Below are 12,539 nucleotides of genomic sequence, written 5' to 3' on the forward strand. Positions count from 1 at the left end.
GGTGATGCAGATGAAAAATAATTTAGAAATAATCAAAGAAAGATTTAAAGATAGCTTTGATGTCAAGTATAGAGAAATTAATGGACCTTTAGGTAAGACAACATTAGTTTTTATTGATAATCTTTGTAGTACACAATTTCTTAGTGACTACATTGTAAGTCCAATAAGAAGTAAAAAGGTAAGATGTCAAAGCCTTGAAGATCTAATTACTAATGTATTAGAAATTAATATTGCAAACTTTGTAGAGAACAAAACAAGTATAGATGATGCAATGCTTCATATAGTTTCAGGAGATGTTGTTATATTTGTTGAAGGCTATGAAGAAATGATTTATTGTGAAGTTAAAGGTTATGTAAGAAGAGGTGTTGGAGTCCCCCTTACTGAATCAGTAGTAAAGGGTCCAAGAGAAGGTTTTAATGAATTATTTGTTGATAACATAGCACTTATTAGAAGAAGAATAAAAAATCCAGATCTTAAGTTTGAACCTATATATGTAGGTGATAAAAGCCAAACAGTTGTATGTGTAGCGTATATAAAGGAAGTTGCGCCAGATAATTTAATAAATTACATAAAAAGTGTTATTAAAAATATGGATATGGAGTTTATATTAGATACTAATTATGTAGAGAGCCAACTTAGAGAATCAAATTCAGCATTTGATACTATTGGATATACAGAAAAGCCAGATGAAGCAGCTTCTAAGATAATGGAAGGAAGAGTAGCTGTATTAGTTGATGGTACACCATTTGTAATAACAGCTCCATATTTTTTTATAGAGAATTTTCAAGCACCAGATGATTATTATTTGAATAAAACCTATACTAATTTTACAAGGGTAATAAGATGGATGGCATTCGTTTTTGCAACTTTTATACCAAGTATGTATGTTGCAATTATAACTTATCACCCTTCTCTTATACCATCATTATTTTTATTTAGATTAGCAGTTTCAAGGGCTGGTGTGCCACTATCAACAGTAGTAGAAGTTCTGGTCATGATTTTTGCATTTCAGATAATTAAAGAAGCTGGACTTAGACTTCCCCAGCCAATTGGAGGAGCTATGAGTATTGTTGCAGCTCTTATTTTAGGAGATGCAGCAGTTGGAGCTGGTATTGCATCTAGGATAACTATAATAGTTGTAGCCCTTAGTACATTAAGCTATTTCTTAGTACCAAAGCTTTATGGAGCTTTATCAATTTGGTCTGTTATATTTGTAATAGTAGCAGGATTTTATGGACTTCCAGGAGTATTTATTACTTTCCTTATATTCTTAACAAGACTTGCAGATTTAAAATCAACTGGATATTCTTATCTATTCCCAATTGGAAGTATAGATACATTTAAATTTAAGGATGTAATATACAGAGGAAGACTTGATAGAATATCTAAGAAGATAATTGGGGAGGGAAAGGAATATGAAAAAGAATGGAAAAAGAATATTTAGTTTAATATTAATAATTCTTATGGTACCTACTATATTATCTGGATGCTTTAATTATAATGAAATAAATCAAATAACATTTGTAACAAGTGCAATTTTTGATATTGATGACACAGGAAATGTTATATTGTATTTAGACTCTATGAGACCATATAGAAATACAAGTGAAAGTTCAGATAATGGTAAGAGAGTGATATATAAAGGTGTTGGTAAGACAGCACTTGAAGCTATAAGAGATGTAAATATGGCTTCAAGTTATAAAATTAACTTTACTCAAAATAGAGCATTAATATTTACTGAAGCTGCTGCAAAACAAGGGATAAATAAATTTTTAAATTTAATAAATAACGATCAGGAATTCCAAGTAAAACCATATGCATTTGTATACTTTGGAGATGTTAAAAATTTAATTGATATTAGTCAAAATGACGAGGAGTATATAGGACTATTTTTAAATGACTTAGTTGATAAAAATAAAAAAAATCCAAGGAGTATAATAAGTAACATAAATGACTATATAGTAGACTCAGAAACAGGAAATAATTATGCAGTGATGAGTGGGTTAGAAATTAGAAAAGATGTTGTAGACCAAAGAGTTGAGTTATCTGGTGGAGTACTTATGAGAGATAATAAAATGATTGAAAAAATAGATGTTACAGATGGAATGAGCTACAATTTTTTAATGGATAAAATAAAAACAGGAACATTAGAAATAGCAAATCCTCAAATGAATGAGGGATTCGTAACACTAGAGATCTTAAATAGTAAGACAAAGACAAATGTTGAATATAAAGATGATAAAGTTACGCTTAATAAAAAGATAAAAGTAAAGGCTGTAATTGCTGAGGCACAAGGAAGATTTGTTGTTTCTAAGGAAGCATTAGATACTTTGAAAGCTAAAGCTGAACAAAATATAAAAGATTATCTTGAACAATTTTTTTATAGCTTTACTGATAAAGATATAGATATTTTGCAAGTTGAAAGACTATTAGAAATTAAATATCCACAGAAAATTATAGAGGATGTATTATCAAAAATTGATTTTAATTTAGATGTAGAAATAAATATTCAAGGTGGAGATAGAGTAGAAAGTAGTCTTGTTTAATTTAAAAAATATGCTATTGTTAGATAGATTTAGATAACTTATAAAGTGACATTATAGACTATATGTGAATTAGTCTATAATGTCACTTATTTTTTTATTATAAAATATAATTATATGTATAAAACTATTAGTAATAGAGTTAATTAATAGAAATATAATATAAGATAGAGAGGTTTAAAACTTTTTAACTAGATAATCAACAGGACAAGTATTTAATTTGGAGAAAGGGAAGAAAAATTGTGGATAGAAAAAAATTAAACTCCTTAATTAAAAGAGAAGAAGGACAAAAATTAGATTTTAAGTTAAAACTAGACCTAGTAACTGATAATGGTAAAAAGGAATTTGCAAAGGATATATGTGCAATTGCAAATTGTAATGGGGGAAGGGGATATATTGTTGTTGGAGTAAGGGATAAAAGTAAGATAATAGAGGGAATAAAAGAAGAGGACATGTTTACAGAAGAGAAAGTCCAACAGATTATATCATCAAGATGTGATCCACCTATTCCTATTATTGTTGATTTTCTCAAGGTAGATAGCAAGACTGTTGCTATAATTACAATATGTGATGGTCAGCAGAGACCATATCAAATTAAAGAACATGGAATATTTTATACAAGAAGAGGTTCAATAACAGATGTTATGAGAAGAAGTGAACTTATTGCAGCCTTTGAAGATAATATGGAGCTAACAGTTGAAACCACAAGTGTTATAAGAAGTAATATTAATATGCTAGATGAAAATTTACTAAAGTTATATTTTAGGCAAAAAGGAATAGAACTTAATAAAGATAATAAAGAGTTTTTACTTCAAAGTGCAGGCATAATTAATTTTGTTGATAGATTAAATGGGTATAGATGCACTTATGGTGGATTACTTGTGTTTTCAGAGGTTAATAATTTATGTATTCCAAATAATATGATAAAGATAGTCAATAAATCAAAAAATCAAAGTAAAAGAAATAAGGGAAACAATAAGTGTGATAGTTCTGATATTAGAATAGTACAAGGTAGTCTACTTACAATGGTAGATAAAGCAGAAAAAGAAATAAATAGTATTATGCCAATTAACTATCCATCATGTACGATTGTAGAAGCTATAAAAAATGCTATTTTGTATAGAGAGTATACAGAAATTAACAAGATTATAGAGGTAGTTATTACTGATAAAAGTGTAGCGATTACAAGTCCTGGTGATTTTATAGATAAAACAGTTGATTTTAATAAGTTATCCTGCAGCAAAAGAAACATGTGGATATATGAGAAATTAATAAGCTTAGATAAACAAAAGAGATTTTTAAATGATGGGAATGGTTTATCAAGAATTAAGAGTGCCTTTAAAGGTAAAAATAGAGTAAGATTCATTAATTCTAAATCGCAGAATTCATTTAAAGTTATACTGCCTGGAACTTTTTAAAATATTTATCTATAAAATGATAAAACTTTTATTAAAATTAGGATTAAATTTAAAATGATGAATATAATGTAATATAACTATAAATAAGGGGTGGTCCTAATGATTCAAGTATTTTGTAACAGGAGAGGTTCAGGAAAGACAAAGAAACTAATTGAACTTGCAAATACTCATTTAGATAAAGTTAGAGGAGATTCAGTATATATAGACGATGATTCAAGATACATGAGGCAGGTAGATAGAAAGATAAGGTTTATATCCACAGAAGAATTTGGAGTAAATGATTGCGAGAGTTTTTATGGAATGCTTTGTGGTGTTATTGCAGAAAATTATGATGTAGAGAATATTTATATTGATGGTTTACTTGGTATTGTTTCATGTTCAATTCAGGAAACTTCTAGTTTGTTTAAAAGATTAAGATCACTTTCAGCCAGATTCAATATTAATATATTCATAAATATAAATTATGAATTCCAAGAGGATATTCCAGAGTTCATAAGAGCTCACGTTAGAGATCACGTTGCGTAGGTTTGTTTAATTTTGAAATAGTTATTTGTGAAAACAATTACTTTGTATTAAAGAATTTGAATTAGAAATACACTTGAGTATATTAGCATGGGATATAAATCAAGATAATCATATATTAATAGTAAAATATAAATTACTATCTAAAATTAGAGATACTATAGGCTTTTATTACATTAGTTAAAAGCTTATAGTATCTTGTAATTTTGGATAATTTAATTTTATAAGGTAAAAATTAACGTATTAAACATAAAAAGCAAATAATGGTGATGAAGTAGTGAATAAAGGTTGTTTTTATTGCAAAAATAACATATAGAATATATACTATTTATATGTAAACGTAGGAAAGAATTAAAGACTTGGAGGATAATAGAATGGCTAATGTATTAGATCAATTATTAGAACGTGGATACATAAAACAATTTACACATGAAAAAGAAACTAGAGAGTTATTAGAAAAAGAAAAGATAACTTTTTACATAGGATTCGATCCAACAGCAGATAGCTTACATGTTGGACACTTTATCGCTATGATGTTTATGGCGCATATGCAAAGAGCAGGACATAGACCAATAGCATTACTTGGTGGTGGAACTGCAATGGTTGGAGATCCAAGTGGAAAAACTGATATGAGAAAGATGCTTACTAAAGAGCAAATAAAGCATAATGTTGATTCAATAAAGAAGCAAATGGAGAGATTTATTGACTTTACAGATGATAAGGCACTTATAGTAAATAATGGAGATTGGTTATTAGACCTAAATTACATTGATTTCTTAAGAGAAGTTGGAGCACACTTTACAGTTAACAAGATGCTTTCAGCTGAATGTTTTAAGAAGAGACTTGCAACTGAAAATGGTCTTTCATTCTTAGAATTTAATTACATGTTAATGCAAGGATATGACTTCTATGTATTAAACAAAAAGTATAACTGTAAGATGGAACTTGGTGGAGACGATCAATGGTCAAACATGATTGCTGGTGTTGATTTAGTTAGAAAGAAATCACAAGAAAGTGTATTTGCAATGACTTGTTCACTTTTAACTAACAGCCAAGGGGAAAAGATGGGTAAAACTGTTGGAGGAGCTTTATGGCTTGATCCAGAAAAAGTTTCACCATTTGATTTCTATCAATATTGGAGAAATGTTGCAGATGCTGATGTAGAAAAATGCTTAAAGCTATTAACATTCCTACCTATGGATGAAATAAATAAGCTTTCAAGTCTTGAAGGTGCAGAAATAAATGAAGCTAAGAAAGTACTTGCATTTGAAGTAACTAGCTTAGTTCATGGAGAAGAAGAAGCTAAGAAAGCTGAAGAGGCTTCAGCAGCACTTTTCGCAGGTGGAAATGATATGACCAATGTTCCAACTGAAGTAATCAAGAAAGAAATGATAGGTGGAAGCTTATTAGATGCATTAGTTGAAGTTAATATATTCCCATCAAAGGCTGAAGGAAAGAGATTAATGAAGCAAGGTGGAGTTACAATAAATGATGAAAAAGTTACTGACTTTATGAGAACATTAGAAGAAAGTGACTTTGTAGATGGATCAGCTCTAGTTAAAAGAGGAAAGAAGAAGTTCTACAAATTAATAGTTGAATAATTTATAGCGTAATCACTGAATAATATAGTTTAAAAGCTTAATGATTTATATAATCATTTAATTTAGTAACTTATTATTAGTTAAATAAAAGCCTCCTAATTTGTTTATTAATTAGGGGGCTTTAAAATATCTTATAAAATTATTTATTTTTTAATTTATTCTATTGAAGTTATGTAATTTTTGACGTTGCCTACAACATCATTCTCACCTACATAAACTATTATATCGTGTTCGTTTATAGTAAAGTATGGGCCGGGAGAAAGGTATAATTGATCATTTCTTTTAATTCCAACTATAGTAGCCCCAGTATTATGCCAAAAGTTTAACTCACCTAAGCTTTTTCCAATCATCAAGCTATTTGGTTGAACTAAACTCTCGTAGGGAACAATAAGTCCTACATTTCTAAGTTGAGTAGCAAATTCAATAAGATTTTCAATATTACTCTCTAAACTCTTCTCTAGAGTTTTCTTCTCATCTAACAGAGTATAAATTTGCTCCTTGATATTTGTAAACTCACTTTTAGTCTTGAATTTTTTCAGAAATTCATTAGCATTGTCTTTGCTGGCAATTCTTATTCCGCTCTTTTCTTCTACAATTACAACATCCATATCTTTTAATAAAGCAATTGCGCGACGTATTGTCTCAGGAGAAACGTTGTATATACTTACAAGTGTAGAACGACCAGAAAGTTTCTCACCTTCAGTAAATCCACCATTTACTATTCTTGAAGCAATATCAATTGCTATTTTTAAGTATGTTGGAGTTGATGTTTTTCTTGCCATATTAATCACTCCTATCAGTGAATAATTGTACCATAAATTAATAAAACATAATAGATGGAATGATAAATAGTATATATGATAATATTTACTAAAGTTATTGGAAATCATTAAGGGTATGATGATATAATAAAGCAGAGTTTAGAATTTGTATACATAAATAGAAAGGTGATTAAATAATGGCGTTATATGCTATATCAGATTTGCATTTAGCTTTAAGTGGGGATAAGCCAATGGATATATTTGGAGAGCACTGGAGCAAACATGATGAAAAAATAAAAGAGAATTGGTTATCTAAGATAAATGAAGATGATACTGTATTAATTGCAGGGGATATTTCTTGGGCAATGAAATCAGGTGAAAGTGAAGCAGATCTTAACTGGATTGAAAGCCTTCCAGGAAAAAAGATAATATCAAAAGGAAATCATGATTATTGGTGGGGAAGTATTAGCAAATTAAACAGTATGTTTGAAAAGACAAAGTTCCTTCAAAATAATTTTTATGAATATGGAGAATATGCAATCTGTGGTACAAGAGGATGGATATGTCCTGGTACTGATAGATTCACTTCTCATGATGAAAAAATATATTCAAGAGAAGGTATAAGACTTAGACTTTCTTTAGATGAAGCAAAGAAAAAAGGATTTACTAAGTTTATTGTAATGCTACATTACCCTCCAACTAATGAAAAGTTTATGCCATCACAGTTTACTGAAATTTGTACAGAATATGGTGTTGAAAAAGTAATTTATGGGCATCTTCATGGAAATTGCTTAAATAGAGTATTAGAAGGTGAATTTGAAGGCGTTGAATATATAATGACAGCAGCTGACTTTTTAGACTTTGATCCAAAACTTATAAAAGAATAATAGATTTTCTTATCTTTAAAATATGAAAGGGGGAGACGTTTTTTTAATTGATTTAAAGTAATAAATAAATTTAAAAATGTTTCCCCATATTTTATTTATTAATACTAAAGAAAAACACAAATAGATACTATAAAAATTAAATTTATATTTATAATTAATTGAGTTAAATATTTATAGAAACTAGCTATAATTTAATAGCATAAAATGAAATATTTTTGATGAATTTCATTGAATATGAATATCTATAAAGACATTACATACAGAAAAGTTTTTGGTATAATAAAGTGTAGTAATAGGAATAGGTGGGTTATTTATGGCGATTAATGATTGGAAGAGTTTTTTAATGCCCTACGAACAGGCAGTAGAGGAATTAAAGGTTAAGCTAAGAAGTATAAGAAAAGAGTACAGAAAGAGAAAAGAATATTCTCCAATTGAGTTCGTTACTGGAAGAGTCAAGGAAGTATCAAGTATTTTAGAGAAGGCTAATAAATTTGGAATTCCTGTAGATAGAATAAGATTTGAAATGGAAGATATAGCTGGTATAAGGGTCATGTGCCAGTTTGTTGATGATATAGATAGAGTGGTCGAACTGCTTAGAGAAAGAAAAGATATGCAAGTCTTATATGAGAAAGATTATGTTAGAGGGGTAAAATCTAGTGGATATAGAAGTTACCATATGATTATTAAGTATACTGTAAATATGGTTGATGGTCCTTTAGATATACTAGCAGAATTTCAAATAAGAACGTTAGCTATGAATTTCTGGGCAACAATAGAGCATTCACTAAATTATAAATATAAACAACAAATACCAGTCGAACTTAAGCAAAAACTAAAAAGTGCAGCAGATGCAGCTTTTCAGCTTGATGAAGAAATGCTAGAAATTAAAGATGAAATAAAAGATGCTCAAAAGTTATTTGAAGTAAAATCAGCAATTATTTCAGACATAATGAATCAAATTCTAGTGTTAATATCTTTAGGGAAGATCCCAGAAGCAAGTAGATATGAAAAATCCTTAAATAAATTAATTGAAAATGGGGATGTTTGGGAACTAAATAATTTACTTAGCTCAATAAAAAAAGAAGTGGATAAGTATAAAGATTAAAATATAAAAATTTAAATATATTTAAAAAAATCAGCATAGATTTGGTTTTCCAAATTATGTTGATTTTTTTTATTAAGATTAAAAGAAATAATGAATTATATAGACTGATTTTCCAAAAACTAATGTTGAGCAAAATGGTAAGAAATGATATAATTATAAAATAATAATTATTAGTAGATATTTAATATTCAGTATCTGTTAATTGATGATAAATTTCAGTTCGTTAAATAAATAATAAATTTAAGCTAATAAAGCAAATAATAAATAAGAAAATATTATAGTGTGTAAGTAAAAAACATTGTGTTATGAGGTGTTACAATGGATGAAAAAAGTATAATTAAAATGATAGAACAAAATCCAATGAAGATTGGAGATATAGAAAATCAAACTGAAGATATGAAAATAGCAGCTCTTAAGAGAAATGGGATGACTATAAAATTTATGAAGAATCCAAGCATTGAGCTTCAAAAGCTTGCAATAAAGAATGATCCTTTATCAATAGAGTATATAGATAATTTAGATGAAGAGATTGCAATACTTGCAGTTAGAACATTATGGAATTCATTAAAATATATAAAATATCCAAGTGAAAGAGTTATAAAGGAAGCTATAAAGACTAAGGGTTGGGCAATTCAATATGTAAAAGATCCTAGTGAAGAACTGCAACTTTTAGCAGTATCAAAAGACTATGATGCAATAAAATATATAGAAAATCCAAGTGAAGAAGTACAAGAAACTGCAGTTAAAAATTATTGGGGAGCTATAAGATTTATAAAGAATCCAACACTTAAAGTTCAAAGACTTTCTATAATGGAAGATGATGAGGCTATAAATTATATTCAAGGTTATTCTTACGATGAGATGAAGCTATTTATAAAAGATAATATAAATGTAGTTAAATATCTTTATGAGAGTATAGATCCAGAACTTGTAGTGGATGTATTAATTGAAAAATTACGTGATAAAGAAATGACTAAAGAGTATATGAGGAACTTTTTAGATCTAGAGATTTTAGATATGGATAAAGTATTTTTTATTAAAGAATATGGAGATAAAGAAACAAAGAAGCTTTTAGTAGATTGCAAGCTTTAGGGGAGGATTATAAATGAGATATTCAGAAGTTTTAAGTGCAGCAGAATTAGTTATGGAAGGAAATGACGTTCCTTTAATTATAGGAGAAAGTGGAATAGGTAAAACAGCTTTAGCACGTGAAATTGCTAAGAAAAATAATTATACCCTTATTACAATTGATGCAAATCTATTAAAAGAGGGAGAAATAGGAGGTCTTCCAACGGTTGAGTGTGGAAGAACTAAATATGCAACTCATAACAAGTTAGTTCAAGTATGTGAGTGCACTAATCTTGAGAGAACAGTATTGCTTTTCATTGATGAATTAAATAGATGTGAACATGCAGTACAGCAAGAACTTATGAATCTAATTTTAAATAGAGAAATAAATGGATTTGTTCTTCATGATAATGTTAAGATACTTGCTGCTATGAACCCATCAAATAAATATGAAAATTATAGAGATAGTGAATATGCAGTAGTTGATATGGATCCAGCTCAAGAAGATAGATTTGTTTGGCTTGAAATGGATGTTGATGTTAAAGAGTGGATTAAATGGGGAATGAGCAAGAAAGGTAATATAGATGAGGATATAATTGAATTTATATCAACATTCCCAGAATACCTTCACACTCCACACTCAAATGATAGTATAAAAGCAACACCAAGAAGCTATGAAAGAATTTCTAAAGCTTATAAGATATATAAGAAGAATAAAGAAAGATATTCTTTTGATGTATTTTTAAGTACTGTTAAAGGTAATTTAGGAGTAAGTATATCAACAGATTTTGCAAGCTTTATAAAAAGTAAGAAGAAACCAATGGTTAAAGCTGAAGAAGTATTTAGCTATGATATACTTCCAAGTCATATAAAAGAAAGACTTGAAAGTGAGAATAATTCAAGACTTTATATTTTAGCAAAGACATGTTTATTCTACCTTGATGGATTAGATGAATTTAATAATGAACTTTCAATCTTTGGAGAAATATTAAACTATTATCCAAGAGATTTAAGGCTTGGAATTATGAAGGAAATTAAGAGTGAAGGAAGTAGGAAGGTATATGAAGGACTTCTAGATGAAGATGAATTCTTAGAGGCGTTCTTTGCTATATATGAATATTAGATATAAGTATTGTATAAATAAATCCATAGATTAGGAGGAATGGTATGGCGGTAGCATTTGAAGACAAGAGGAGTTTATTATTAAAAGAAGCTCTAAATTTTCAGGATATAAATGATGTCTCAGCTAAGTTTAAGAGAGAATTTTTAAACTTAGTTGAAGGAATAATAATAGATCAAATAGAAATTGAGGAAGGTTTCTTTGGAAACTTTATGCTTAAAGTAGATAGGGAAATAAAGCTTGATATATCATGGCCACTTGCAACTATTCCAACTATCGATGGGTTTAAGATGTATTTTAATCCAATATTATTTCTTAATAGTTCAAAGCGGGAGATGGGAGCTCTCTTTAAGCATGAGATATATCATATAATGTTTAATCATTATGAGAGAGAAAAGGAGCTTAAAAATTCTTATAGTAAAGAAGCTGTAAGTGTTGCTATGGATATTTCAATAAATCAATTTATAAAACATCTTCCAATGGAGTGCAAGAGAATTGATTCTGTTAAGATGGAATACAATATAAATTTAAAAGATGAAATGACCGTTGAATACTATGCAAAAGAAATAGATGAGGCAATAAAAAAGCGAGAAGAAAAAAATAAGAATAAAAAGAAAAAGAATGAGAGCGATAAAATAAAAAGAGAGTACGATACTGAATCAGCTCATGATGTATGGGAAAACCTCGAGATGGATAAAGATAGGGTAAAAGAGCTTACTAAAAAGACTGCAATTAGCTCTATAAAGGGGGATACTCCTAAAAATATATTAGATATAGTTGCAAAGTATAAAGAAAAGGAAGAAATAAACTGGCAGGAGTTTCTTAAAAGAATTCTTCCGACTGTAAAGAGTGGATATAAGAAGACCATAGTTAGAAGAGATAGGAGACAGCCAGATAGGGTAGATCTTAGAGGAGCTTTAAGAGATACCATTCCAGAATTAATTGTAGCAATAGATATTAGTGCTAGTATGAGCGAAGATGATGTACGTAAGATTATGGTTGAGGTACTTGCTATAACTAGGAGCAGAGTAGATAAAATAAAAGTTATTGAATGTGATGATATGATAAGACGAGTTTATGATATTAGAACACCTAGAGATATAAAGGAGAGAAGTAGTAAAAATGGAGCTACTAAATTCTCGCCAGTATTTGAATATATAAAAGATAATAGACTTTCTGATAGAGTTTTAATTTATTTTACAGATGGTATAGGTGAAGAGAAACTTACAGTAAAGCCTACTTTAAAGAATGTTATATGGGTATTAACTGGAGAAGGTAAGCTTTCTTTAAAAGAAAAGTTTGGAGTTATAAAGCATATAAAGGTTAAAAAGAAAGTTGGCGAAGGTGGATCAGCAGCTATTGAAATGATGAGGGAAGTTGGGCATGAATGGCATAGATAAAATATATATTCAATTAAAAGAAGGTATATAAAATAGTTTCAATTATCAGTAGAGGATACTATATAGTAATAATTCAGTTATTGGAAAATTTTCGGGCAAAAAGTTAACTTGAAT

General features: G+C 28.7%; 11 protein-coding genes. 10 read left to right on the forward strand and 1 reads right to left on the reverse strand.

What is annotated here, in order from left to right; all coding sequences use genetic code 11:
- Positions 1–10 precede the first annotated feature (10 nt).
- From JOC62_RS00565 to tyrS, 5 genes are all read left to right on the forward strand, one after another.
- Positions 11–1,444: a spore germination protein gene (locus JOC62_RS00565; RefSeq protein ID WP_204593211.1), complete on the forward strand. Its 1,434-nt coding sequence runs from the start codon at positions 11–13 to the stop codon at positions 1,442–1,444.
- Positions 1,416–2,546, forward strand: a complete 1,131-nt coding sequence (locus JOC62_RS00570; protein ID WP_204593212.1) for a Ger(x)C family spore germination protein — start codon at positions 1,416–1,418, stop codon at positions 2,544–2,546. Before JOC62_RS00565 ends, JOC62_RS00570 begins: the two co-directional genes overlap by 29 nt.
- 239 nt (positions 2,547–2,785) lie before the next feature.
- Positions 2,786–3,961: an RNA-binding domain-containing protein gene (locus tag JOC62_RS00575; protein ID WP_204593213.1), complete on the forward strand. Its 1,176-nt coding sequence runs from the start codon at positions 2,786–2,788 to the stop codon at positions 3,959–3,961.
- Positions 3,962–4,060: 99 nt separating this feature from the next.
- Positions 4,061–4,486 carry a hypothetical protein gene (locus JOC62_RS00580; protein WP_204593214.1) on the forward strand — a complete coding sequence of 142 codons (426 nt, stop codon included), beginning with the start codon at positions 4,061–4,063 and terminating at the stop codon, positions 4,484–4,486.
- Positions 4,487–4,857: 371 nt separating this feature from the next.
- Positions 4,858–6,084, forward strand: coding sequence for a tyrosine--tRNA ligase (gene tyrS / locus JOC62_RS00585; RefSeq protein ID WP_204593215.1), 1,227 nt, complete (start codon positions 4,858–4,860; stop codon positions 6,082–6,084).
- Positions 6,085–6,239: 155 nt separating this feature from the next.
- Here the strand turns inward: tyrS and JOC62_RS00590 are convergent, their stop codons facing one another.
- On the reverse strand, positions 6,240–6,866 hold the full coding sequence (locus JOC62_RS00590) for a GntR family transcriptional regulator (protein WP_204593216.1): 627 nt from the start codon (positions 6,864–6,866) through the stop codon (positions 6,240–6,242).
- Positions 6,867–7,042: 176 nt separating this feature from the next.
- On the opposite strand from JOC62_RS00590, the gene JOC62_RS00595 reads away from it, so the two are divergent.
- The 5 genes from JOC62_RS00595 (at position 7,043) to JOC62_RS00615 (ending at position 12,425) form a co-directional block, all read left to right on the forward strand.
- Positions 7,043–7,732 (forward strand): metallophosphoesterase, encoded by a 690-nt coding sequence (locus JOC62_RS00595; RefSeq protein WP_204593217.1) that lies wholly within the window; start codon positions 7,043–7,045, stop codon positions 7,730–7,732.
- A 313-nt stretch (positions 7,733–8,045) separates the two neighbouring features.
- Positions 8,046–8,837, forward strand: a complete 792-nt coding sequence (yjbM, locus tag JOC62_RS00600) for a GTP diphosphokinase (protein WP_204593218.1) — start codon at positions 8,046–8,048, stop codon at positions 8,835–8,837.
- Between the two features lie 318 nt (positions 8,838–9,155).
- A complete protein-coding gene (locus JOC62_RS00605; protein WP_204593219.1) occupies positions 9,156–9,929 on the forward strand; it encodes a hypothetical protein in 774 nt (257 codons plus the stop codon).
- A 13-nt stretch (positions 9,930–9,942) separates the two neighbouring features.
- Complete coding sequence (locus JOC62_RS00610) at positions 9,943–11,028, forward strand: AAA family ATPase (protein WP_204593220.1); 1,086 nt, start codon at positions 9,943–9,945, stop codon at positions 11,026–11,028.
- Positions 11,029–11,072: 44 nt separating this feature from the next.
- A complete protein-coding gene (locus JOC62_RS00615; RefSeq protein WP_204593221.1) occupies positions 11,073–12,425 on the forward strand; it encodes a vWA domain-containing protein in 1,353 nt (450 codons plus the stop codon).
- Positions 12,426–12,539: the final 114 nt, after the last annotated feature.

Source organism: Clostridium sardiniense, from assembly GCF_016907995.1.
Taxonomy (GTDB): domain Bacteria; phylum Bacillota; class Clostridia; order Clostridiales; family Clostridiaceae; genus Clostridium; species Clostridium sardiniense.

Bases quoted from the DNA above. Each gene is read 5' to 3' on its own strand.
- JOC62_RS00595 (WP_204593217.1), top strand. From the start codon at position 7,043: ATGGCGTTATATGCTATATCAGATTTGCATTTAGCTTTAAGTGGGGAT.
- JOC62_RS00615 (WP_204593221.1), top strand. From the start codon at position 11,073: ATGGCGGTAGCATTTGAAGACAAGAGGAGTTTATTATTAAAAGAAGCT.
- tyrS (WP_204593215.1), top strand. From the start codon at position 4,858: ATGGCTAATGTATTAGATCAATTATTAGAACGTGGATACATAAAACAA.
- JOC62_RS00590 (WP_204593216.1), bottom strand. From the start codon at position 6,866: ATGGCAAGAAAAACATCAACTCCAACATACTTAAAAATAGCAATTGAT.
- JOC62_RS00580 (WP_204593214.1), top strand. From the start codon at position 4,061: ATGATTCAAGTATTTTGTAACAGGAGAGGTTCAGGAAAGACAAAGAAA.
- JOC62_RS00565 (WP_204593211.1), top strand. From the start codon at position 11: ATGAAAAATAATTTAGAAATAATCAAAGAAAGATTTAAAGATAGCTTT.
- JOC62_RS00605 (WP_204593219.1), top strand. From the start codon at position 9,156: ATGGATGAAAAAAGTATAATTAAAATGATAGAACAAAATCCAATGAAG.
- JOC62_RS00570 (WP_204593212.1), top strand. From the start codon at position 1,416: ATGAAAAAGAATGGAAAAAGAATATTTAGTTTAATATTAATAATTCTT.
- yjbM (WP_204593218.1), top strand. From the start codon at position 8,046: ATGGCGATTAATGATTGGAAGAGTTTTTTAATGCCCTACGAACAGGCA.
- JOC62_RS00610 (WP_204593220.1), top strand. From the start codon at position 9,943: ATGAGATATTCAGAAGTTTTAAGTGCAGCAGAATTAGTTATGGAAGGA.